General features: G+C 40.4%; 16 protein-coding genes and 1 pseudogene. 8 read left to right on the top strand and 9 right to left on the bottom strand.

What is annotated here, in order from left to right; translation table 11 throughout:
• Positions 1–12: 12 nt before the first annotated feature.
• From HBH39_RS10185 to HBH39_RS10175, 3 genes are all read right to left on the bottom strand, one after another.
• Positions 13–1,038, bottom strand: a complete 1,026-nt coding sequence (locus tag HBH39_RS10185) for a GGDEF domain-containing protein (protein WP_167677940.1) — start codon at positions 1,036–1,038, stop codon at positions 13–15.
• A 112-nt stretch (positions 1,039–1,150) separates the two neighbouring features.
• Positions 1,151–2,062: a hypothetical protein gene (locus HBH39_RS10180; RefSeq protein WP_167677938.1), complete on the bottom strand. Its 912-nt coding sequence runs from the start codon at positions 2,060–2,062 to the stop codon at positions 1,151–1,153.
• Positions 2,063–2,387: 325 nt separating this feature from the next.
• Positions 2,388–2,825 carry a DUF413 domain-containing protein gene (locus HBH39_RS10175; protein ID WP_167677936.1) on the bottom strand — a complete coding sequence of 146 codons (438 nt, stop codon included), beginning with the start codon at positions 2,823–2,825 and terminating at the stop codon, positions 2,388–2,390.
• Positions 2,826–2,966: 141 nt separating this feature from the next.
• Between HBH39_RS10175 and hdfR the strand changes: the two genes are divergently transcribed.
• Positions 2,967–3,809 (top strand): HTH-type transcriptional regulator HdfR, encoded by an 843-nt coding sequence (gene hdfR, locus HBH39_RS10170; RefSeq protein WP_167677934.1) that lies wholly within the window; start codon positions 2,967–2,969, stop codon positions 3,807–3,809.
• Positions 3,810–3,841: 32 nt separating this feature from the next.
• Here the strand turns inward: hdfR and HBH39_RS10165 are convergent, their stop codons facing one another.
• Positions 3,842–4,216 carry a diacylglycerol kinase gene (locus tag HBH39_RS10165; protein ID WP_167677932.1) on the bottom strand — a complete coding sequence of 125 codons (375 nt, stop codon included), beginning with the start codon at positions 4,214–4,216 and terminating at the stop codon, positions 3,842–3,844.
• Positions 4,217–4,429: 213 nt separating this feature from the next.
• Between HBH39_RS10165 and HBH39_RS10160 the strand changes: the two genes are divergently transcribed.
• Entirely contained in the window at positions 4,430–5,293 is an 864-nt protein-coding gene (locus HBH39_RS10160) for a DNA ligase (RefSeq protein WP_167677930.1), read from the top strand.
• Between the two features lie 42 nt (positions 5,294–5,335).
• On the opposite strand, the gene HBH39_RS10155 is transcribed toward HBH39_RS10160, so the two are convergent.
• From HBH39_RS10155 to bioA, 3 genes are all read right to left on the bottom strand, one after another.
• Positions 5,336–6,289, bottom strand: coding sequence for a diguanylate cyclase domain-containing protein (locus HBH39_RS10155; RefSeq protein ID WP_167677928.1), 954 nt, complete (start codon positions 6,287–6,289; stop codon positions 5,336–5,338).
• Positions 6,289–11,166 (bottom strand): PAS domain S-box protein, encoded by a 4,878-nt coding sequence (locus HBH39_RS10150; RefSeq protein WP_167677926.1) that lies wholly within the window; start codon positions 11,164–11,166, stop codon positions 6,289–6,291. Before HBH39_RS10150 ends, HBH39_RS10155 begins: the two co-directional genes overlap by 1 nt.
• 300 nt (positions 11,167–11,466) lie before the next feature.
• Positions 11,467–12,831 (bottom strand): adenosylmethionine--8-amino-7-oxononanoate transaminase, encoded by a 1,365-nt coding sequence (bioA, locus tag HBH39_RS10145; protein ID WP_167677924.1) that lies wholly within the window; start codon positions 12,829–12,831, stop codon positions 11,467–11,469.
• A 98-nt stretch (positions 12,832–12,929) separates the two neighbouring features.
• On the opposite strand from bioA, the pseudogene bioB reads away from it, so the two are divergent.
• From bioB to bioD, 4 genes and pseudogenes are all read left to right on the top strand, one after another.
• Positions 12,930–13,981: pseudogene (gene bioB / locus HBH39_RS10140) on the top strand (biotin synthase BioB).
• A 29-nt stretch (positions 13,982–14,010) separates the two neighbouring features.
• Positions 14,011–15,144, top strand: coding sequence for an aminotransferase class I/II-fold pyridoxal phosphate-dependent enzyme (locus HBH39_RS10135; protein ID WP_167677922.1), 1,134 nt, complete (start codon positions 14,011–14,013; stop codon positions 15,142–15,144).
• A 39-nt stretch (positions 15,145–15,183) separates the two neighbouring features.
• On the top strand, positions 15,184–15,978 hold the full coding sequence (locus tag HBH39_RS10130; RefSeq protein WP_167677920.1) for a methyltransferase domain-containing protein: 795 nt from the start codon (positions 15,184–15,186) through the stop codon (positions 15,976–15,978).
• 2 nt (positions 15,979–15,980) lie between these two features.
• On the top strand, positions 15,981–16,664 hold the full coding sequence (gene bioD / locus HBH39_RS10125) for a dethiobiotin synthase (RefSeq protein WP_167680040.1): 684 nt from the start codon (positions 15,981–15,983) through the stop codon (positions 16,662–16,664).
• A gap of 165 nt (positions 16,665–16,829) precedes the next feature.
• Here bioD and HBH39_RS10120 read toward each other — a convergent pair whose 3' ends face one another.
• Entirely contained in the window at positions 16,830–17,897 is a 1,068-nt protein-coding gene (locus HBH39_RS10120; RefSeq protein ID WP_167677918.1) for a 3-deoxy-7-phosphoheptulonate synthase, read from the bottom strand.
• Between the two features lie 226 nt (positions 17,898–18,123).
• Positions 18,124–18,936 (bottom strand): posphoenolpyruvate synthetase regulatory kinase/phosphorylase PpsR, encoded by an 813-nt coding sequence (ppsR, locus tag HBH39_RS10115; protein WP_167677916.1) that lies wholly within the window; start codon positions 18,934–18,936, stop codon positions 18,124–18,126.
• Positions 18,937–19,063: 127 nt separating this feature from the next.
• Here ppsR and ppsA point away from each other — a divergent pair, with 127 nt between their 5' ends.
• Complete coding sequence (gene ppsA, locus HBH39_RS10110; protein WP_167677914.1) at positions 19,064–21,433, top strand: phosphoenolpyruvate synthase; 2,370 nt, start codon at positions 19,064–19,066, stop codon at positions 21,431–21,433.
• Positions 21,434–21,579: 146 nt separating this feature from the next.
• Positions 21,580–24,624: a D-2-hydroxyglutarate dehydrogenase YdiJ gene (gene ydiJ / locus HBH39_RS10105; RefSeq protein ID WP_167677912.1), complete on the top strand. Its 3,045-nt coding sequence runs from the start codon at positions 21,580–21,582 to the stop codon at positions 24,622–24,624.
• Positions 24,625–24,639 lie beyond the last annotated feature (15 nt).

Here is a 24,639-nt window from a genome sequence, read left to right as displayed (position 1 = left end):
TAATGCAATCCATTAACTTGCTATAGGCATGACACGATTGCGTCCAAGTCTTTTAGCTTCATAAAGTAGTCTATCGGTGGCTTCAATAAATTGGCCAACATCTTGGTTTTCTTTCCATTGGGCTACACCAAAAGACGCAGTAATAGAATCGATGACTTTATCACTGCGTCTATCTTTTACAGATAGTTTTTCGATTGCCCTTCTTATACCTTCGGCGAGTTGTCTAGCAATACTTAGTCGGGAATTTGGTATGATAATGGCAAACTCTTCGCCACCAAAACGGTAAAGTTTTATACCATCTCGGCAAGCTTCTTGGACTCTTTTTGCAACGATTTTTAATACCAAATCTCCTAATTGGTGGCCAAAGGTGTCATTAAAATTTTTGAAATGATCAATATCAATTAAAATTAAACAACAACCATTTGGTGAGTTGTCGATTTGGGCATTAATATCTTCATCAAATGCTCGGCGATTTAATATGTTGGTCAGTGCATCATATAAGACATCTTTTTCTGAGTCAGCTAAACGCTTTTTCAGTGTGTTAATTTCAGATTGAGCTTTTTGTAATTGTTGGCTAAAATTCTCTGTGCTGCTGCGAATGTTTGCTGATTCCTTGACTATATTTCTAACCAGAGCAATCACTTGTTCTAATGAAAATCCTTGATGCTCAAGCTTTTCTAATTGACTAAAACTGTTGTCTATTTGTGTTTGGAAGGTTTCGGTGTCGTTATTGGTATCCTTAAGTGACTGTGATAACTCGCAAACCATCGCATCTAAGTTTTTGCGCATTTCCCGAACATTCAATTCGGCCGGATCGGCGACATGTTTACGAAATAACAATTCACTGGTAACAGGTGAATAGGTTTGATTTTGTTTTATCGCTTGATCTAACTCGGCATTCAGCTGTGGGTTTTGCTCACCCACATAAGCATACCAAAGTGCATAATTGGTGGGTGTTGTAGGAATTTGATACTTAAGCATGAGCGGCACCGCTTTTTTTAAATTGGCGGCGGCAATTTTTAACAAGCTATTTGACATCGTAACCTTCAGCACTGTGGCAATATTATATTCAAATATAGTAGTAAAATAGCGATTTGTAATGCCATAAAATAAGTATCTTTAATATACCTTTTAAAAATTTTACAATAGCTTAAAATTGGTATTGCACCGATACCATAGGACCGGTAAAACTATAATTAATATTATAATCTGCTACATTAATTTGCTGTTCTAAAACCAACATCGTTTGTTGATAATCTACGTCAACTTCATAAAAATTAAATCCCGCAGTTAACGACCAATTTTCATTCAGTTTTGCTTCAACTACTGCTTTGATATCAATAAGAGAACCTTTAACGTTATCAAGCTTAACTGCAAAATATTGTGCATGCGCCTTAAATATCCAATTAGGGAAGAATAGATAGACGCCATACAAACCAAAATCGGGTAGTGGTGCGGTGACACTGCTATCTACAACTCTGGGCGTTTCGATTAGAGTATCGCAATACTGTGCTAATTCAGTATTGGGCACACATAAACCTATAGTGCCTTCAAAAGCGGTTTCAATTAGCATGGTATGTAAACCAACTGAAAAGCCTAACGCGTAATGACTTCCTTGCAAAAAGTCATAGCCATAGCCTAGTCTTAAAATATCGACATCTAATGTGGTTTTTAGGCTAATACCGGCTTCCACATTGTAGGTATTATTATCCTTATCAGTAAATTGAAACTCTTTCTCGATTGCTGGTGATTTGGCTGTACGATGCAGCGACTTCCAATCGACATAAAAATTGTGCCTTTGGTTGAAAGCATAGACAAACTCGAAGAAAGGTAAAAATTGAGTTTCTTTTAGATTTAAATCACTTTCAAAATCAAGGGGGAAGTTACCGCCATTTTTGGGATTGGTGACCACCATATAGGAGTCTGAGTTCGCATGAAATGCGCCTATATTGAATATATAGGTATCTGGTATAACGGGGATTTGATTAGTAACCTTATCATCAGTTGCCCATGATAGGGTGGGGATTGATAACAAAAGAAAGGTTAATAGGGGTTTGAACATACTTAAATTCCGTACTTATAATTTTTATTTTTGGTCGAATAATCTTTGAGCAGCGGTTGTCATTTTTATCGTTGATTAGCGATAACGTAGCTGCTGAACTTAGCAAAACACCCCGGAAGAAATTTGCAAACACATGTTAGCACCGTGTAACCAAATGTAAATTTTTTTGTCATATTTTATTGCGCTAAATCAAGCTTTATTGTTGGTGCCGTAACTATTTCTCGCAGTGAGTCTTGCTATGAATGAAAAAAGAGCCAGCAGGCTCTTTTTTGTCGTGTAAACGTTTTGAGGGTAACAATATTTGAATTAATCTATCAAATTATTGTTATTGCTCTTCAGTTACCTCTTCATCAGGGTCATCCTCTACATCATCAAAATCAATTTCAATTTCAACTTTTGATGATTGAGTTGGCATATGAATAGTGCCGACAACAGCATAAAATGGTTTGCCTTTGGTTAACGTGGTATATTTGGCCCACAATAACTCCATTGGCGCCATAGGGGATAATAGCCCTTGGGCAACCTTTACGAATTGATCTTCATCAGGCGAGCAAGGCAACTGAGTTCCTTCTGAGAGATTTTTTAAAGCATGTCCGTGTATTTCAAGCAATTCTGCTTCTTTGTTGGTAAAGTCTCCACAACGTTTAAACCCTTTAGGGAAGTGTATATCATCAAAAAAACGTTTTGTGCTGACGAAGCTTTGACTGCCATTGGCGATAGCGTCAATACTTTGTGTTGCATTGGTATATGATTGCTGTGACATGGCCTTTACCTTTAAGAGTAGTTGATTGTAAAGTAACGTTAATTGCACGACAGATTGCTAACTGGCGATTTAATTGGAGTATTGGTCAGGATTGCATTTTTTAAAATCAAAATATTTTGACCATTTCGGTGAACAAATTTTATGGATACGGATTTACTCAAAACTTTTCTAGAGGTGTCACGTACAAGGCATTTTGGCAAAGCAGCAGATAATTTGTTTTTGACTCGAAGTGCGGTGAGTTTTCGAGTAAAGCAATTGGAAACCATTCTCGGTGTTGAATTGTTTGAAAGGCTGCGTAATAACATTCAACCGACACCCGCTGGCGAGCGAATGCTTGGCCATGCTGAAGCTGTTTTAAATGCATGGGAACGAGCAAAACAAGATATTAGTTTGCATCAAAGTCAATTGTCACAATTGACTATTGGAACGGGCCATAATATTTGGGATACCTACTTACAATATTTTTTTCAAGCGTTACATTCTGGCTTAAAGGGAACATCACTGCGAACCGAAGTCTTGTCTTTGCCTGTGATGACTAAACAGTTAATAGAAAGAACCCTAGATATTGCGATTAGCTTTGACCCGCCAAAACTTGATGATGTAGAAATTGTTAAATTGATGGATGTGGAGTTATGCTTAGTCAGCCAAGTACCAAATGCAATATTAACCGATCTTAGTCAGTTAAATTATATCAAGGTAGATTGGGGAACCGCTTTTAATATTGCCCATGCACAGGATTTTACTATGTTACCCGTGCCTGTTTTGCATACCAGCTCAGCCCGCATGGCATTAGATTTTTTGCTTAATAATTGTGGTTGTGCGTTTTTACCAAAAACCTTTGTGCAACCTTATTTAGAAAGTCGGCAATTATTTGTTGTTACAGATGCAAAAATTATTTCTAGGAATATTTATGCAGCTTATTGGGCGAGTAATGAAAGAGGAGCTCAAATAAAACAAGCCCTGCAATTACTCCAGAGTTTGTGATATTGGTCAAAGAGATGGCATAACCATGCCATCTACATCAGATATTTCGGCACAAGAATCGCGGCCCAACAGATGCCACAAAAAATTAAGCTCAGCATCACTGCTGCCGAGGCAATATCTTTAGCTTGACCACTAAGTGGATGAATTTCACTACCAAAACGGTCAACTACCGCTTCAATTGCTGAGTTAAGTAGCTCAACAATCAGAACTAAAAAAATACCAAAAATGAGTATCAGACGTTCTACGATACTGATATCAACATAAAGCGCAATGGGTAACATGATTGCTGCTAAAACAAGCTCTTGCCTAAATGCTGCTTCATCACGCCAAGCGGATTTTAACCCTTGTAGAGAAAAGCCTGCTGCACGAATCACGCGCTTAATGCCATGGTTATTTTCTGGTTTCATTTTTGCCTACATTGTTGTTTTTATAATTTGTGGAAAATTTTGTACTATCTTTATCAAACTCAGATTATGGCATTTATCACGGTTGCTGTTAATCATAGATGTCAATGAGTTGCATCAAATAGCTCAGTTTATACTGGTTAGTTAATCTGTTCGTTTTGTTATGCGAGCGGCATTTTCAACCACAGCCAATAACCCCACAGCAAAGGATTGCGTATGAATATCTCACATTTTATGGTTAGGTTTTATTTAGTATTACTCGTATTGTTCAATTTTGTCAGCGCTAACATCGCGTTTGCAGCAGACAAGCCTCAAATTCAATTAGCTAAGCAGTATCAAGACAAACAACATGCAGTAAGTGATTATTTAATTAGTGAAAAACTTGATGGTGTTCGTGGTTATTGGGACGGAAAGCAACTACTCACACGTGCTGGAAAGGTTATTAACGTACCCAAATGGTTCAGCGAAGATTTTCCCAATGTCGCTTTAGAAGGTGAATTATGGTTAGGAAGGGGCCAATTCGAGGCCATTTCAGCACTTGTTAGGCGTCAACAAGCTGATGATAACCAATGGCAGAAGGTGCGTTTTATGCTGTTTGATCTACCTTTGTCAAATGCGAGTTTTGAATCACGTTATATTGAACTTCAACATTACGCACAATCATCCATTTATTTAACTGCCATTTCACAAATCTCTTTAGACACTGAGCAAGCGTTATATCTTCTTTTAGATAATGTGATTGAGAAAGGAGGGGAAGGGTTAATGCTGCATTACAAGCTGGCGAAGTACCATATTGGTCGCAGTAGCAACATCGTAAAACTTAAACCTAAATATGATGCCGAAGCCCTTGTAATTGGATACCAACAAGGGAAAGGGAAGTATCGCGGCCAACTTGGGGCATTAGTCGTAAAAATGCCAGATGGAAAGCAATTTGAAATTGGTAGCGGATTTAGTGATGACCAGCGCAGAAACCCACCGCCAATCGGCTCAACAATTAGCTATTATTATCTAGGACTGACTAAAAATGGTATTCCACGATTTGCCAGTTTTTGGCGTGTAAGAGAAGATGAGCCTGAGTAATGTTTCAGCCAAAAAGCTGAGTTTGTTGTTGGACTAGCAAGGTCAATCAATCGATATATTCGTCACTTCAAATGCAGCAACTTGATTGCGCCCTTGTTTTTTGGCGATATAAAGCTGTTTATCAGCTAATTCAATCAACAGGTCATGTAAATGTTCTTGTTCAGGTATTGTGGTGGCAACACCTGCGCTAATTGTTACATGTTTGGCCACATTGGAGTATTCATGCTGAATATTAATCGCTTGCACATTGGCGATTATTTTTTGTGCGATATGTTGAGCTCCAATAAATGTGGTGTTTGGTAATATACATATAAATTCTTCTCCTCCGTAGCGGGCGACGAGATCAAAAGGTCTGTTAACGGTATCACTTAGGGCTTTAGCGACCTTAAGCAAGCAGTCATCTCCTTGCTGATGGCCATAATGGTCGTTATATTGTTTAAATTGGTCAATGTCTAACATGATGAGAGATATGGGTTTTTGTTCGCGCGCGCACAAACGCCAATTTTCGGAAAATCGCTGCTCAAAGTGGCGTCTATTGGCAATGCCCGTTAATCCATCATACAAAGCAAATTTAAGTAATAAATCATTTTGACGTTTTAGCATAAACTGATTTTTTACTCTGGCTTTGGTAATAATCGGGTTAATCGGTTTATGAATAAAATCCACCGCGCCTAATTGAAAACCCTGGACTTCTTTTTCTTCGTCGAAATGGCCTGTAATAAAGATAACGGCAATGTCCGTTGTTTTTGGGTTATTTTTTAACTCGCGGCATACCTCAAAGCCATTTAAGGTTGGCATTTCGATATCAAGTAATACCAGATCTGGCTTTACACTTGAGCACATCTCTAATGCTTGATGACCGTCTTTGGCCATATGAATATCATAATCATCATGCAGTAACTGCCTTAAAATTTTGATATTAATAATCTGATCATCAACAATTAAAATTTTCCCTTTTACTTCTCGCTGGGAAATAAGTAAGTCAGAAATATCCATTATTTATTCCCTTTTATAATCTTATTTGCTGTGACTATTGCTTGTTTGAAATCTAGATTATTAATCTGATTCTTAAGTGTTAACCACGTTTCTGTTGCATTAACTTGAGTGAAAATATCTTGAAAAACATCTAAGGCATCTAAATTTTGTTCGGTCAAACAGGTAATTAATTTTATCATTTGTTGATTAATATCAGTTTGCGAAATCAGTGTCTCTTTAGGGCCTGCAGTGGGCACTGCTGTGTTTTCACTTTTTGTAACGTTTGGAAAGGCAATATTAAACATCTTCATACTATCGTTTAGTAATTGCTCAAGTTTATCTAACCAGATTTGTTTATCTTCGGTAGCTATAAAATATTTACCTTGTTGTTCGAGTTTCTCTGCATGAAAGGCTAAACTCTTAGCGCCCAAATTACTCGCAGTACCTTTAATTGTATGCGCAATTCTGACGATATTGCCCGTGTTGTCTTCGGTGAGTGCGCTGGCTAAAGATGCTAGCAATTCAACAATTTCACTTTCAAAACATTGAATAACCTCGATGACAAAATCTTGCTCACCACCAAATCTTTTTAATATAGATTCAGTTGATTCTAGAACCGCTGGCTCGGCTTGAGTGATGTTCGTGCTCGACTCTGTAGGTGCGGCTGAAGAGCTTGCTAATGTTTCGCGCCCAAGTAACTTTAACATGCAAGGAATGACTTTTTGCATATCAATGGGCTTGCCAATATGATCATTCATGCCAGCAGCGATACAGGCATCACGATCTGCTGGGGATGCATTCGCTGTCATTGCAAGAATGGGTAAATCATTATGACCATTGGCTCGAATTTGTCGGGTTGCTTCTAAACCATCCATATCTGGCATTTGCATATCCATAATCACAATATCAAAGGCGTTAGATGGATTAAGTACTTGTTTTACACCTTCAATTCCTCCGTTTGCTAATATGACTTTAGCACCTTGAAGAGTGAGTAATTCTTTGATTACCTGTCGATTTAATTGATTATCTTCAACTACCAGTACATGAGTATCCATTAGTGTTTTTACACTTGAGAGATTGTTTTGAATAGCAAATACTTTACCTTCTATAGCATTGTGTACTTTCTCTAATAATAATCGGCTAGTAAAAGGTTTACTTAAGTGGCCAAAGTAAGCTGAAGGATTATATTGTAGTATTTCATCCTGAGCCTGTTGTTCAAATGCCGTTAGAATGATGGTGGGTAATTGTTTGCTAGGCACAAGTTCATTGATAGCATCAATTGTATTTTGTCCATCGGCGACTATTGCTTGCCAATCTATTAACAATGCATCTATCGGATGCTCAGAACAAAGCGCTTGTTTAAAGATTGAAATGGCCTCGGTTCCGTTAGATGCCTGTATGGTGTCTGCGCCTGCTTGAGTAAGAATGTTAACGGTGGTATTACGATACATGTCTGAGCTATCAACTAATAGCAGCCTTTTTTGGTCTAGTCTGTTGACTGTAATTGGTTTGATATCTGATAAGACGGTAAAGGTTAAATTAAAGGTAAATTGACTACCTTGATGTAATTGGCTGATTACCTTTAACTCACCCCCCATTAATTCCACCAAGCGTTTGGTGATCGCCAGTCCTAACCCCGTGCCGCCAAATCGCCTTGACGTTGAAGATTCTGCCTGTACAAAGCCCTGAAAAATCTTATCGACATGTTCAGGATTAATGCCAATGCCTGTGTCTTTAACACTAAATTGTAAGGTAATTTGGTCATCTATTTGTGCCAAGGTGTTAATACTGATTGATACATAACCATGCTGGGTAAACTTTAATGCATTACCGGCTAAATTAATCAAAATTTGTTTTAAGCGTAATTGATCGATTTGCAAGGTGGTTGGAATGTTAGGATCAATATCAAACACGACTTCAATATTGGGGTTATGCATGTTAGCAGAAAGCACCACAGCCAGCTCGCGGAGCAAACTTTCAAATTCACATGCATGTATATCAAGTTCAAGCTTACCGGCATCTATTTTGGAAAAATCTAAAATGTCATTTAATAGTCCTAACAAAGATTTTGCTGCTGTTTCTGTTTTGAGTATGTAATCCATCTGCTGTGTGGTCATATTGGTGTGCTGGATTAATTGCAGCATGCCTAATACAGCATTCATGGGAGTACGAATTTCATGGCTCATGTTAGCTAAAAAAGCCGATTTAGCGGCGCTGGCGGCATCAGCTTGTTCTTTGGCATAACGTAAAGTTTGTTCCAATGCTCGCTGTGCGGTGATATCTCGATTAATTCCCACTACTTTAATTGGGCGACCAAATTTATCATGGCTGATTTGTGCACCAGCCTGCACAAAACGTACCGATCCCGTTGAGGTGACCACTCTAAAAATAGGATCATAAACTTGCTGACCTTCAACAGCCGCTTTCAACTTGGCTTCTGCTGCTGCGATATCATCTTTATGTACTCGCTCACCCCAATGTTGATAAGTTAATCCTTGCTCTCGAAGTGATAAAGGGTAGTCATAAATGGCGAACATTTGATCGTTCCATTCAAGTTCATTGGTCACTAAATCCCACGCCCAAACACCCAGTTCTGCGACTTCTGCTGCTTTGGTTAGTTGATTACTGGCTGCAATTAATTGGTCTTGTTGCTTAAGCATTAAGTCAATATTCACTGCGATACCCAGATAACCAAGAATATTTCCATTATGGCTTCGCATGGCCGTGAAGGATAAAGAGACTTGGCACTCTGAACCATCCTTACGCACATAAGTCCATATTCTGGTCTCTGGTTTGCTTGTACGGGCTTTATAAATGAACGTTTCGAATCCGCTAATTTCAACACCGTATTCTTGGGTTAATTGCTGGCTTCTTAATTCAACTTCTTCAGCGACATGTAACAGGGCCGGGCTTGTTTTACCCACTAATTCTTGTTGTTGATATCCGGTTAATAGTTCGGCACCACGATTAAATAAGGTAATTATTCCTCGTTCATCAGTGGCGATAATCGACACCTCGGTTGCCGCATCCATCAAATTAGTGAGTAATGACCCGAGTTCGTCTTTTTGTATTTGAAATAGTTTTCGCTCTGTGATGTTAGTTTGCAGCGATACATAACGTTCTATCTCATTTTGTTCATTGAAAATGGGCGCAATGACAGTATCAAACCAAATCAGTTCCCCTTGTTTATTACGGTTACAAATTTCACCATGCCAAGGTTTTCCGGATTGAATTTGTTGCCAAAGCGTTTGCCAAAATAATTGATCATGCTCACCAGATTTGATGATGTTGTGTGAATTTCCCATGATTTCATTATGTTGATAACCGCTGGTGGTGCAAAAGTTGTTATTCGCTTCCAATATTCGACCTTGGTTATCAGTGACTGAATACATCAGTTGTTGATTAATGGTGTCCAGTAGGATTTTATTTTCTGACAGTGCTTGTTCTAGCGCTTGCGTTCTAATGGCAACTTTACGTTCAAGATTTGCATTTAATTCAAGAATTTGCTCTTCAGCATTGTGCTCTGCGGTGATATCTCGGATGGTTTGGCTAACGCCAACGATCTTACCCGACTCATTATATAGCGCCATGGCCGTTTTACTGGTAAATAATACCGTACCATTGTGATCTACGTGGGTTGATAAATGATTAAGAACCGGTTGTCCTTTCAAGGCGCGCTTAAAAAGATGTTCCTCGTCTAATTGCAATGCATCTGGGCAAATTAGTTTGATACCATTTTGACCAATGGCTGATGAACTTTCATGACCAAAAATTTGTGTTGCGCCATTATTCCAGCCCGTAATAATGCCTTCACTGTCATAGCTAATAATGGCATCAAGAGAATGTTCTAATATGTTGGCTCGCCTAGCATTTTCAGCTTGTATCAGTTTTTTTCGGTGGTTTTGATAACCATATAGTCCAGCTAAAATGGTTAATAATAAGCTAACAAATAGTCCATTAATCGCAATTAGCTCTGTCGGTACTAGGTTTAAATTATTCAAAAAGCTAGGGTAAGGTTGTAAAGAGATTTGCCATTGACGTCCAAAAACATCAAATGATTTTATTATCTTCTCTGGACGAAGTGTGTGATTGTCACCAAGGTGGGTTTCGTAAAAATTAACCGGCTCTTCGGTTACGTCAGTTAAGATTAATTTAGTTGTACTTTTGTAGAGTCCTAAGTCAGCTAACACCTCGTTAGTGACCAAAGGAGCATAACTCCAGCCATAAGCTTGTGCTAACCGCTCTTGTTCTGTTGCTGGTGTGCTAGCGGTACGATAAATCGGCATCAAAATTAAAAACGATTGCAGAGGGTTACCGGTTGCTTGCACTAAGGTGATAGGGCCTGAAATTTGTACATTACCCGAAATAATCGCAGCATAAGCGGCAGTCTGCCTTGTGACTTCTGATGCAATATCAAGCCCAACTGCGGCTAAGTTACGCTCGACTGGCTCAATGTATTCAATAACATAGCGCTCGTTATCGTGAGGGTTTAGCTGACGTATTGCAAATGTAGGCCAATCATCTAATTGGGCTCGCTTTATAAAATCGGCTTCATGCTCAGGCAATACTCGGCGGATAAAACCAAAACCTCGTGCACCAGGAAATTCAATATCAACATCTCTAGACTGACTATATCGTTGAAACCGTTTTCGACTAATAGCATGCTCACCAGCGGTTAAAATTGTGCCACGAGCACCGCGTAAACCATATTGATAAAGTGTGAAACGTTCATCCACTCGATATTCAACATCATGGGCAGCGTCTTCTAGGGCAGACAGGATGGTTTTTTGATTGTTGTGGTTCGCCCAATAGGTAACAAGTGTTGTGATGAGTACACCTGATAAGAAAACACCTGCGGCTAATTTTGAGACGACTTTAAATTTAGGAAGTTGAATCATAGGTCACTTTGGCCAAATTAATCTAGATTAACTTTGAGTGACTATGTTGAATTAAGCAAGTTTTACATCCACTTAAATGGATTTTTGTTTCAGTTAATTTTATCTGTTTGAAAAAATTAAACCGCTATCTTGGATGAAATCAAGCAGGTAAAGCGACTAACCCATATTGAGACGATGTGCTCGCGAAGCTGGCCAAACTTAAACTCGTTAAGTGTTTTAGAAAACGTAACAAGCCAAACAAAATAAATGTTCAGCTTTTGGTGGTGAGTGATGCTTCAAGTTTGCTAAATCTGACTCTATTTAGCCATGGCTAATGAAATTGATATTTCTATTATTAGCATTGATGTTTTTAGCAACGGTTTTCATAGCTTGAGTGAGTTGTGTGAGTTGGCAAGATGAAATGGTATAGGGCGGCATGATATAGATGAGGTTGCTAAATGGTCTTATCCATACTCCTAAATTAACAAATGCTTGCTGTAGGCTAGCAGTATCAACTTGTTGATGCATTTCAATGACGCCAACAGCGCCTAATACTCTGACGTCTTTGACTTGCGGTAATGTGATGGCATTAGCTAACTCGCTTGTTAATTGGGTTTCAATTTGGCTTACTTGCTGCTGCCACTGATTTTGCTTAATCAAGTTTAAACTGGCTTGAGCTGCTGCGCATGCCAGCGGATTTGCCATAAAAGTAGGCCCATGCATAAATACTCCAGCGGGTGATTGACTAATCCCTTTTGCTACCTCATCACTACACAATGTCGCCGCTAAGCTAATATAGCCGCCGGTTAATGCTTTTCCTAAACATAAAATATCCGCTGTGATATTGGCATGTTGATAGGCAAATAACTTACCAGTGCGGCCAAAACCTGTGGCAATTTCATCTAAAATTAATAGCACTTGATACTTATCACATAGTTGTCGCAGTTTTTGTAAGTAGGCAGGTGCATAAAAACGCATTCCTCCCGCGCCTTGCATGATGGGTTCAATGATCACTGCCGCCACATCTTGATGATAAGTCGCAAAAGCCTTCTCTAGTGCCATAGTATCCGTTTCAGTTAATTCTCTATCTGCAAACGCAGTGCTAGGAGCATCTATAAAGATTTGCTGAGTCACATTCTGGCCAAACATAGTATGCATCCCACCTTCAGGGTCACAAACACTCATGGCAGCGAAGGTATCTCCATGATAACCGCGTTTAACGGTCATCAATTTGTTTTTGCTATTGCTCGCCTGTCCTTGCCAATACTGCAGCGCCATCTTAATGGCGACTTCAACAGCGATTGAGCCTGAATCAGCAAAAAATACCTTGGTTAAATTTGGGCTGGTCATTTCAACTAATAACTTACTGACTTCAATGGCTGGCTGGTGAGTAATACCGCCAAACATCACATGACTCAGTTGTGTGAGTTGCTGTTGCATTGCCGCTAATATAACAGGGTGGCTATAGCCATGAACGCACGCCCACCAAGAGCTAGTACCATCAATTAAAGTACGACCGTCATCTAAGGTTAATTCACAATCTCTTGCCGATACCACGCCATAAACCGGTAGTGCATGAGTCATTGAAGTGTAAGGGTGCCAAATGTGCTCACTATCAAACCCATAATCGATCGACTGGCTTGACGCGGTTGATGACAATGATGGAGGATAAATTGAGTTGCTCATAAATTAACCGTTAGTAAAGTTTGTTGGGTTGGCTGCGTTGACAGTTTACGGGCTATAGGTATGCTAGCCAACAGAAAATCAAAATAAAGGAAAAATCAATGTCGTTAGCAGAAGTTCGCCATGATTGGCAAAAAGCAGAAATTGAAGCGTTATTTGCGCTGCCAATGAATGATTTGCTGTTTAAAGCCCATAGTATTCATCGTGAGACGTTTGATCCTAACGAAGTCCAGATAAGCCGTTTATTATCAATTAAAACAGGTGCTTGTCCGGAAGATTGTAAATATTGTCCTCAAAGTGCTCGTTACGATACCGGCCTTGAAAAAGAACGTTTACTGGAAATCGAAAAGGTTATCACCGAAGCAAAAAGCGCAAAAGCAGCAGGCGCTTCCCGTTTTTGTATGGGAGCTGCATGGCGTAATCCACGAGATCGCGACATGCCATATTTGACTCAAATGGTAAAAGATGTCAAAGCGTTGGGGATGGAGACTTGCATGACCCTTGGCATGTTGTCAAAAGAGCAATCTGATCAATTGGCCGCAGCGGGATTAGATTATTACAACCATAACTTAGACACCTCGCCTGAATATTATGGCGATGTGATCACCACTCGTACTTATCAAAACCGGATTGATACCTTAACCAACGTTCGTCAATCAGGCATGAAGGTCTGTTCTGGGGCATTGTAGGTATGGGCGAAAAAGCACAAGATCGTGCTGGTTTATTGCAACAGCTGGCTAACCTTGAGCAACACCCAGATTCAGTGCCAATCAATATGTTGGTCAAAGTGGCGGGTACACCGTTTGAAAAACTCGATGATTTAGATCCGCTAGAATTCGTACGTACGATTGCGGTAGCGCGAATTATTATGCCTAAATCCCGTGTGCGTTTATCGGCTGGGCGTGAAAATATGAGTGATGAATTGCAATCAATGTGCTTTTTTGCGGGAGCGAATTCAATTTTTTACGGTTGCAAATTATTAACGACACCAAACCCAGAAGAAAATGATGATATGACATTATTTAAACGCTTAGGCCTACATCCTGAACAAGGCCCATCAGCCACTATAGAGCAGGATAGTGATTTAGTCGCAAAGGCAAGTGCTAAACAAGATAAGGCCACTAAACAGTTTTACGATGCTGCAGCGCTTTAGTTTGTTTAAACATTACGATTATTAACATTATGTCGCATCCAGTATCGACCAGAATCGCTCAGCAAATGGCTGAGCTTAATTCACAAGGGTTAGTTCGCAGTAGACGTTTGTCATGTGAGATTCATGATGGTGTCGGCATCGTGGATTTTAGTCATAATGATTACCTTGGATTGGCAAGCGAGCCTTTATTAGCCCAAGCACTGTATCAGGGTGCACAGCTTCATGGCGTTGGCAGCAAAGCATCGCCCTTAGTCAGTGGTTACAGTAAGGCTCATCAAGCATTAGAGCAAAAGTTGTGTGAGGTAACAGGGCATCAAGCCTGTATGTTATTTTGCTCCGGCTTTAGCGCTAATAATGCCTTAATGAAAACCTTATTTACCCATCACGATACCGTTATTGCGGATAAATTAGTTCACGCCTCCATTATTGATGGCGTTCAGAGCAGCGGCGCAAAATTAGCTCGCTTTGTGCATAATGATATTGATAGCGCCACTAGGTTGGTCATAAAACACCCTAATAGTGCTTTAGTGACTGAAAGCGTTTTTAGTATGGATGGCGACTGTGCCCCGATAAAGCAATTAAGTGATGTTTGTCAGCAATATAACACTTGGTTAATTGTTGACGATGCCCATGGCTTTGGGGTTGTTAATCACACTTTGTGCAATGCATCTTTTGTGGATATTCAAGTGGTTACATTTGGTAAAGCATTAGGTTGTCAAGGGGCGGCTATTTTAGCCAGTCAACATGTGATTGATTATTTAGTCGCAAATTCACGACACTATATTTATTCAACCGCATTGTCTCCTGCTAATGCTTACCTTGCCTTATCGGCTATTAATCTGCTTGAGTCTGAGCCGCAACGACTTGAGCAATTGAATAATAATATTTATTTTTTTAGGCAATTGGCGACAAATGCCGGTATTGCATTGAGTGAGTCAATCACGGCAATTCAGCCGGTGATTATTGGTAGTAATCAACAAACCATGGCCATTGCGACTCTGTTAGCTCAAGACGGATTTTCTGTTGGCGCGATACGTTCACCGACTGTGCCCAAAGGCAGTGCAAGGCTTAGGATCACCATAAATTCTAACCACACTCAGCAGCAAATTACGGATTTAGTGAATAAGTTAGCAACGCAATTGCACAGTGCTGGTTTACTCTAAAAATCAATAATTAACCGCAAATCTATTAAGAGAAATAAGATGTTAGATAAAACGGTTGCCAATACTTTCTCGAATGCGGCAAAGCATTATAAGCAGCATGATGTCCTGCAACGATTGACTGCAGCAAGTTTACTTAAACACGCACAGCTGCATGGTCACTTGGCTGATATTGGTTGTGGCCCTGGCACTTGTTTTAAGCATTTTGATGCGATATCCGAAGTCACCGCAGTTGATATTGCGCCAGGCATGCTAACCCAAGTGCAACACGATTATCCGCACTATCAAACTCTGTGCTGTGATGTACAAGCATTAAGTTTTGATTCCAGTTCGATAGATAGTGTTTATTCCAATTTGGCTTTGCAATGGTGTCAAGACTTTGCACAAGCTATTCATCAGTTGCACCGGGTGTTAAAAGTGACTGGCAGCTGCCATTTAGCGATTGTTGCCCAAGGTAGCTTACCCGAGTTAACCACATTAGGCTTTAGAACCAATGAGTTTTTAAGTTTACCCTCTATGCTTAGGGCATTTGGGATTGCCGAAATCGATGATCAATCTCAAATGAAGAGCGATAAATGGCTAATAAATGATGCCAAAATAGAAGCGGTAACGGTATATTTTGACGATTTACGTAGCTTACTTTATTCCATAAAAGGTGTTGGGGCTTCAGCACCGAATGCGCTAAATCAACTAAACCTTAACCAACCATCGACTGTGCTAACTAAATCTCAATGGGAACAAAAGTTGCTGTTAGCTCAACGCTTGCGCACCGAGAAGGGCATTCCATTAACTTATCAAATCGCGTTTATTCATGCTCAAAAGTGCAAGGAGAGATAATGATTGTTTTTGTAACCGGAACCGACACTGACAGTGGTAAAACCCTTATTTCATCTGCATTGCTACATAACGCTACGGGAAAGAAGTGCGGTTTTAAACCTATTGCATCAGGCTGCGAGCAAACTGTGGATGGTTTGCGTAACTCTGATGCATTAGCGCTGATGGCGCAATCAAATATGGGATTATCCTATTTACAGGTTAATCCAATTTCCTTTAAACCTGCCATCGCTCCCCATATCGCCGCCCAAAAAGTGGGCGTTTCGCTAACAGCCAAAGTGGTTACAGATCACCTTGTGGCTTCGCCGCTATTAGCTGCTGATTTTGCATTAATAGAAGGTGCTGGTGGATGGCGATTACCCTTAGGTAATGGTGAGTATCTATCTGATAGTGTGCGAGAATTAAATGCCTTAATACAGCAAGATGATCACACCATCAATGTTGGTATTATTTTAGTGGTTGGTATGAAACTGGGTTGCTTAAATCATGCTTTATTATCCATTGAGGCAATCAAAGCCGATGGGCTGAATATAATTGGCTGGGTGGCTAACCAAGTTGATCCTAATATGTGTGAAATTGAAGCAAACCTTATTAGCCTAAAATCATTGATCAGTGAGCCATTTTTAGGGTACGTACCCTATTTGGCAAATGCTAATGCGCAATCAGCAGCCAAGCACATCAAGCTTTGATTGGCTTTTGAACATCACTAGCTACCTTAAACAGGATAACCATGGCGACTGGAAAGAAAATAAAAGCAATAAAAGAGCGTCAGTAAAGACGCCCTGAGAAGGTTAACTCAAATTGCAAGTCATCCTTGAAGGCTAAGAACTCGCTTGCCTCTTGAGCAGGATTTGTTACTTGGCAGCCAGAATCGCTTTTCTGTCACGCGATGCTTGTGCTAAATCACGGAGTAATTTTTCTGAATCTTCCCAATGCAGACAGGCATCAGTAATGCTTTGGCCATAGGTTAGTGGTTTACCTTCAACCACTTTTTGATTACCTTCAATGATAAAGCTTTCTGCCATAATCCCCGCCACAGCAGTTGAGCCCGCACGCAGTTGACTCATAATGCTATCAGCCACTTTGAGTTGGTTTTTATGATTCTTTTGGCTATTGCCATGGCTAAAATCGACTACCATGCGCTGTGAAATTCCCACTTTTTCAAGCTGAGCGCGCACAGATTCGATATCTTTTGCTTCATAATTAGGCTGTTTACCACCACGCAGAATAATATGGCCAAACGGGTTCCCATGGGTTCGGTAAACCGCCATCGCACCATCTTTGTCTGGTGAGTAGAAAATATGGGGAACTTGAGCTGCACGAACGGCATCAACTGCAATATTGATATTGCCATCGGTACCATTTTTAAAGCCAACAGGACAAGAGAGAGCAGATGCCATTTCACGGTGGATCTGGCTTTCAGTAGTTCGTGCACCAATCGCGCCCCAAGTGATGAGATCGGCAATATATTGTCCATTAACCATATCTAAAAATTCAGTTGCTATGGGTAATTTGAGCTCGGTGATTTGTTGTAATAAATGACGCGCCATACGCAAGCCTTTATTCGGGCTAAAGCTGCCATCAAGATCAGGATCAGAAATTAAGCCTTTCCAGCCAACGATAGTCCGCGGCTTTTCAAAATAAACTCGCATTAAAATACATAAATCATCTTTCAATTCATTATGTAGTTTTGCCAATTTTTGAGCATAATCGAGTGCCGCATTGGTGTCATGAATTGAACATGGGCCTATGATGACCAATAAGCGTTGGTCGTCGCCTGAAATAATGGCTTCAACTTCACGACGCTGCTGCACTAAGTAGTCTGCGGCATCTTGAGTAAGAGGGTATTCAGACGCAAGTTGCGCAGGAGAAATTACCTTACATAAAAGGGATGTACGAAGTTCGTCTGTTTTGATGGTCATTCATATTACCGCTAAATCGTGAGATGCTTATATGCATCATAATAGTGCTGATTATAACCCCAAATGGTCGACTTTTGCGAGTCTAGCGCCTTGACGATTGCTGAAAATTATTGAAGTTACGCCATGTTTACAACATTGTGATTTTGATGACCACGAAAGCATGCTATTTATCAGTTGGTTTCGTGGTCAAAAAGTGCATAAAAGATTGTTTATAAAATCAAACAGCTTAAAACATATGGCGCTCTAATCCGGTAATGTCGAGTATTTTTGTGGCAATTTCTTCAACAGAGTGATTGGTGGTATTTACAAACGGGATTCGCTCTTTTTTGTAGAGCATTTCGACTTCTTTCACTTCAAGGCGACACTGTCTTAGTGATGAGTAACGACTATTTTCCATGCGGCTTTGCCTAATTTCATGTAAGCGCATCGGGTCGATGGTTAAGCCAAACAGCTTCGATTTATTACGTTTTAATGCCTCTGGTAACTTTAAATTATCCATATCATCTTCAGTAAATGGGTAATTGGCTGCTTTTATACCAAACTGCATCGATAAATACAGACTAGATGGTGTTTTTCCGCAACGCGAAACCCCGAGTAAAATAATGTCGGCTTCATCCATATGTTTCATGGTTTGGCCGTCATCATTTTCCATTGAGAAGTTAATTGCATCTATTCGGGCTTCATAACTGTGATTGGCTTTACCATGGGTACGATGCAAAACGGGTTTAGCTTCAACACCCAAATGTTGTTCTAATGGCGCAACAAAGGTGTTTAAAAAATCATAATCCATCCCTTCCGATGAATAAATAACGTTGCGAATGTCAGGATTCACAATGGAATGAAAAACCAAAGGTCTTTCACCTGTTGTAATAAAACAATCATTTATTTGTTGTTTCACTTTTTCTGCTCGTTGCAGGGTTTCTACGAAGGGAATAGTAAGTGCTTCAAATTTAATGGGAAACTGCGAAAGTACAGCATGCCCAAAAACCTCTGCTGTGATCGCCGTCCCATCTGAGATATAAAATACTTTTGGTGCCATTATGACCTCTTGTAGTAATAAAATTACAAATAAAATTATAGATTTACGAGTGTTATTGGGGAGTGTAGAATGCCGTTGCCCTCATGTGAAGTGGCCACTGAAATAAAAAACTTGCGGAGATAAAACTGTGCAGCAATACGTACTCTGGTATCAAGAATTAGGCATGGGTGATGTAAACAAGGTAGGCGGCAAAAACGCATCCCTTGGAGAGATGATCAGCAATCTTGCCAATGCAGGCGTTCAAGTACCTGGTGGTTTTGCAACTACCTCTCATGCGTTTAATGAATTCCTTGAACAAAGTGGTGTAAATCAAAAAATTTACGACCTGCTAGAAACCTTAGATGTAGATGATGTAACCGCGCTGGCGAAAGCAGGTGCACAGATAAGACAGTGGGTAATTGATACCCCGTTCCAACCAGAATTTGAAGCCGCAGTTCGTGAAGCATACGAGCAGTTGGCTAGTGAAACCTCAGATGCTTCATTTGCAGTGCGTTCATCTGCTACTGCTGAAGACATGCCAGACGCTTCATTCGCGGGACAACAAGAAACCTTCCTAAACGTTAAAGGCTACGATGCTGTTATTTTAGCGATTAAGCACGTATTTGCCTCGCTATTTAATGACCGTGCAATTTCCTATCGTGTACACCAAGGTTATGAACACCAAGGCGTTGCTTTATCAGCCGGTATCCAGCGTATGGTACGTTCAGACAAAGCCTCATCTGGTGTGATGTTCACCATGGATACTGAATCAGGTAATAATGATGTGGTGTTTATCACGTCTTCTTTCGGTTTAGGTGAAATGGTAGTACAGGGCGCAGTGAATCCTGACGAGTTTTATGTTCATAAACCAATTTTAGCGCAAGGGCACCAAGCCGTTGTGCGCCGCAATATCGGCAGCAAGTTAATTCAAATGGTTTACTCTGACGATGCGTCACACGGTAAACAAGTTAAGATTGAAGATGTGCCTGCTGAACAAAGACGTTTATTCTCCATCAATGACGCTGAAGTGATGGAACTTGCTAAACAAGCGGTGGTAATTGAAAAGCATTATGGCCGTCCAATGGACATCGAATGGGCCAAAGATGGTAACGACGGCAAGCTTTATATTGTTCAGGCTCGTCCTGAAACGGTTCGTAGTCGTGAAGATGTTCAGTTAATTGAACGTTATCATTTAAAAACTAAAGGTGATGTGATCTGCGAAGGTCGCGCAATTGGTCACAAAATAGGTAGCGGTGTCGCTAAAGTATTGGCATCAATTGACGATATGGACCAAATCCAACCGGGTGATGTACTGGTAACTGATATGACAGACCCTGATTGGGAACCTATCATGAAACGTGCCAGTGCAATTGTGACAAACCGTGGTGGGCGTACTTGTCATGCGGCAATTATTGCCCGTGAGCTTGGGGTTCCAGCCGTTGTAGGTTGTGGCAACGTAACGGATTTAGTTGGAAATGGTGAGATAGTGACTGTGTCATGTGCTGAAGGTGACACAGGATTAATCTACTCTGGTAAGCAAGAATTTGATGTGGTGTCTAATCGTGTTGACTCGCTACCAGACTTACCAATGAAAATTATGATGAACGTAGGTAATCCAGACCGAGCATTTGACTTTGCGCGTTTACCTAACGAAGGTGTTGGCCTTGCTCGTTTAGAGTTTATCATCAACCGTATGATTGGTATTCACCCTAAAGCGTTACTTGAATTCAACCAACAAGATGCGGCATTACAAACTGAAATCAATGAGATGATTGCAGGTTATGATTCACCTGTTGAGTTTTATATTGCCCGTTTGGTTGAAGGTATTGCCACGATTGCTTCTGCGTTCTACCCGAAAAAAGTGATTGTACGTATGTCAGACTTTAAGTCTAACGAGTACGCAAACTTAGTTGGTGGTGAACATTATGAACCAGAAGAAGAAAACCCAATGTTGGGTTTCCGTGGTGCAAGCCGTTATATCTCTGAATCATTCCGCGATTGTTTCGCGTTAGAGTGTGAAGCGATTAAACGTGTTCGTAATCAAATGGGCTTAACCAATGTTGAAGTGATGATTCCATTTGTTCGTACATTAGGCGAAGCGTCTCAAGTTATCGAACTGCTTAAAGAGCAAGGATTAGAGCGTGGTAAGGACGGCTTACGTGTCATTATGATGTGTGAATTACCGTCAAATGCGCTATTAGCAGATCAGTTCCTTGAGTATTTTGATGGTTTCTCTATTGGCTCAAACGATTTAACTCAGTTGACTTTAGGTTTAGATCGAGACTCTGGCATCATCAGTCATTTATTTGATGAACGAAACGATGCCGTTAAAGCCTTACTGGCAATGGCAATTAAAGCTGCCAAAGCAAAAGGGGCTTATGTCGGTATTTGTGGTCAAGGTCCATCAGATCATGCTGACTTTGCAGCTTGGTTAGTTGAGCAGGGTATCGACACTGTATCCCTTAACCCTGATACTGTGATTGATACTTGGTTATACCTTGCTAAAGAGCATGCATAAACCTATGAATTGATTAAATGGATAGCGGCATAATGAAGAGTTCTGCTAGCTAACATGCATTTTTATCAAGTTGTTTAAAAAGCCGCTTTGTAGCGGCTTTTTTTTGTTTATAATGGCTGACAACTAATAATAAATAGACGTCAGCCATGTTACCTTTGCTATCACATAAACAAACCTTAGAGCCCATTTATTTAGCGTATTTAGATGCGTTAGAACAAAGTGACTTCGAAGGTGAAATAGACAAACGCTACTCAGCTAGATTAGTACAGGCTACAGACAATTCTGTTTATCAATTTCTTCCCCAAGCAGTGGTTTATCCATCGAGTCAAAAAGACGTTGAAATTGTCCTGACTTTAGCGGCAAAACCAGAGTTTAAAGCTGTCACATTTAGTGCTCGTGGTGGTGGTACTGGTACTAATGGCCAATCATTAACCCATGGTTTAATTCTTGATGTTTCACGTCATATGAACCAAGTCTTAGAGGTGAATGTTGAGGAAGGTTGGGTGAAGGTACAAGCGGGCGTGATTAAAGATGCCCTCAACGATGCGTTACGGCCACATGGTTTCTTTTTTAGCCCTGATTTATCGACTTCCAACCGTGCAACAATTGGTGGCATGATTAGTACGGATGCATCTGGGGCTGGTTCATTGGTGTATGGCAAAACGTCAGATCATATTTTGGGGTTAACCAGCGTATTGATTGATGGCAGCGTACTTGAAACTCAACCAATTAGTGCACAAGACACTCAAGTTTCAGCGACTAATAATCCATTGGCTGACACCATTATTGCTCGCATTGCTGAAACCTGCCTTGAAAAACGCACCCAAATCGAAAATCGATTCCCAAAACTTAATCGTTTCCTTACTGGGTATGATTTAAAGCACGTTTGGAATGAGGATTTAACAGAATTTGATTTATCACGAATTTTAGCTGGTTCAGAAGGCACGCTAGCGGTTCTAACTGAAGCGAAACTAAATATTACGCCTCTGCCGAAAACCCGCATGATGGTCAATATAAAATATGATTCTTTTGAATCCGCTTTACGTCACGCACCCTCGTTAGTTGAGGCTAAGGCTACCGTTGTTGAAACCGTGGATTCCAAGGTACTTAATCTAGCGCGTGAAGATATTATTTGGCATTCAGTCGCTGATCTTATTAAAGATGTGCCGAACAAAGTCATTGAAGGCCTCAATATGGTTGAGTTTGCCGGTGATGACCAAGAAGTCCAACAAAAAGTTGCTAAGTTAGAAACTGTATTAACTGAGCAATTAAACAGTAACCTTTATGGTTTAGTGGGTTATCAAGTCACCAGTGATAAAGCCAGTATTGAACAAATTTATGCTATGCGTAAAAAATCGGTTGGTTTATTGGGTGCAACCAAAGGCAATAGAAAGCCTATCGCATTTGCTGAAGACACAGCCGTCCCGCCAGAAAACCTCGCTGATTTCATTATGGAGTTTCGCGCTCTTTTAGACGAACATCAATTGCAATACGGTATGTTTGGTCATGTTGATGCAGGTGTATTACATGTTCGGCCCGCATTAGATATGTGTGATGTGGCCGATGAAAAACTGCTAAAAGTAATTTCTGATCAAGTGGCAGCATTAACTCTTAAATATGGCGGATTAATGTGGGGCGAGCACGGCAAAGGAGTTCGTGGAGAATATGGTCCCGATGTCTTTGGTGATGAACTTTACTCAGTACTAGAGCAAGTTAAAGGTTTATTTGATCCAGATAATCGCCTCAACCCAGGTAAACTTGTCGCCCCCCCCAAATCGGGGCCATTGTTGTTTAATGTCGATAGTACTAAACGGGGCACTTTTGATAGGCAGATCCCCGTACAAGTGCGTGATGCTTTTCCTGATGTGATTAACTGTAATGGAAATGGGCTTTGTTTTAACTACAGTGCATACTCACCAATGTGCCCATCATTTAAGGCAACCGGAGATAGAATTCACTCGCCTAAAGGCCGTGCAGGTTTAATGCGTGAGTGGCTTAGATTGCTTGAAGCTGAAGGTGTAGATGTAAATGAACTCGCAAAGTCAAAACCTTATAGTCTTTTGCAGCGCACTCAAAATACGTTAAATGCCAAACGTGATTATGATTACTCCCATGAAGTGATGGAGTCGCTAAAAGGGTGTTTAGCCTGTAAAGCTTGTAGCAGCCAATGCCCTGTTAAAGTCGATGTGCCCAAATTTAGAGCTCAGTTTTTCGATATTTATTACAAGCGTTATTTAAGGCCAGCTAAAGACTATCTCGTCGCAGGCATTGAAGATGCGTTACCGTTAATGGCTGCTATACCTAAAGTCACCAACTTTGCCTCGCAAAATCCAGTTAGTCAGTGGGTGATCAAAAAAACAATTGGCTATGTAGATTCCCCCAAATTGTCAGTGCCCACTCTTAAACAACGTTTAGATGGCCACCCTAGCCGTGGCTACGATTTAGATGCACTTTATGCCATACCTGAAGCAGAACGTCATCAATATGTATTGGTGGTTCAAGACCCATTTAATACATTTTATGATGCCGACATTGTATTCAGATTTATTCAATTGATTGAAAAATTAGGCTTAAAACCTGTGTTGTTACCATTTAAACCTAATGGTAAACCTAGCCATATTAAGGGTTTTTTAACTAAGTTTGCCAAAACCGCCCAACATAGTGCTGACTTTTTAAATAAGGTTCACTCACTCAACATGCCTATGGTCGGACTCGATCCAGCATTGGTACTGTGTTATCGCGATGAGTATAAAGAAATACTTGGACAGGGACGTGGTAATTTTGAGGTGAAATTGGCTAATGAATGGCTGATGACTGTAATTAAACAATTTCCTGCAAGCCAAAGTGACGTGCCAAAAGCGTTTACTTGGTTCAGTCATTGTACAGAATCGACCGCAAAACCGAATACGGCTAAAGAATGGCAGGCGATATTTGCTCACTTTGGGGCGAGTATTGAAAGCCTGAATTTAGGCTGCTGTGGTATGGCGGGCACTTATGGCCATGAAATGGACAATCTCGAGCGTTCCAAGCAGTTATTTGAAATGTCTTGGCAATCCAGCATTGATAAAATTGCAGATAAAAGCCAAATACTGATTTCAGGTTATTCTTGTCGCAGTCAGGTTAAGCGTTTTGCTAAGTTTAAACCTAAACACCCAATCGAAGCATTATTAGCCTTAATGACGCAAGAATAATTTATTCAGGAATAT

Source organism: Shewanella aestuarii, from assembly GCF_011765625.1.
In the GTDB taxonomy this organism is placed as follows: domain Bacteria; phylum Pseudomonadota; class Gammaproteobacteria; order Enterobacterales; family Shewanellaceae; genus Shewanella; species Shewanella aestuarii_A.
The sequence above is the reverse complement of the archived record's forward strand: the minus strand, read 5'-3'. Positions and strand labels throughout refer to the sequence as shown.

Coding starts and splice junctions, on each gene's coding strand:
- HBH39_RS10185 (WP_167677940.1), bottom strand. CDS start 1,038: ATGTCAAATAGCTTGTTAAAAATTGCCGCCGCCAATTTAAAAAAAGCG.
- HBH39_RS10180 (WP_167677938.1), bottom strand. CDS start 2,062: ATGTTCAAACCCCTATTAACCTTTCTTTTGTTATCAATCCCCACCCTA.
- HBH39_RS10175 (WP_167677936.1), bottom strand. CDS start 2,825: ATGTCACAGCAATCATATACCAATGCAACACAAAGTATTGACGCTATC.
- hdfR (WP_167677934.1), top strand. CDS start 2,967: ATGGATACGGATTTACTCAAAACTTTTCTAGAGGTGTCACGTACAAGG.
- HBH39_RS10165 (WP_167677932.1), bottom strand. CDS start 4,216: ATGAAACCAGAAAATAACCATGGCATTAAGCGCGTGATTCGTGCAGCA.
- HBH39_RS10160 (WP_167677930.1), top strand. CDS start 4,430: ATGAATATCTCACATTTTATGGTTAGGTTTTATTTAGTATTACTCGTA.
- HBH39_RS10155 (WP_167677928.1), bottom strand. CDS start 6,289: ATGGATATTTCTGACTTACTTATTTCCCAGCGAGAAGTAAAAGGGAAA.
- HBH39_RS10150 (WP_167677926.1), bottom strand. CDS start 11,166: ATGATTCAACTTCCTAAATTTAAAGTCGTCTCAAAATTAGCCGCAGGT.
- bioA (WP_167677924.1), bottom strand. CDS start 12,831: ATGAGCAACTCAATTTATCCTCCATCATTGTCATCAACCGCGTCAAGC.
- HBH39_RS10135 (WP_167677922.1), top strand. CDS start 14,011: ATGTCGCATCCAGTATCGACCAGAATCGCTCAGCAAATGGCTGAGCTT.
- HBH39_RS10130 (WP_167677920.1), top strand. CDS start 15,184: ATGTTAGATAAAACGGTTGCCAATACTTTCTCGAATGCGGCAAAGCAT.
- HBH39_RS10120 (WP_167677918.1), bottom strand. CDS start 17,897: ATGACCATCAAAACAGACGAACTTCGTACATCCCTTTTATGTAAGGTA.
- ppsR (WP_167677916.1), bottom strand. CDS start 18,936: ATGGCACCAAAAGTATTTTATATCTCAGATGGGACGGCGATCACAGCA.
- ydiJ (WP_167677912.1), top strand. CDS start 21,580: ATGTTACCTTTGCTATCACATAAACAAACCTTAGAGCCCATTTATTTA.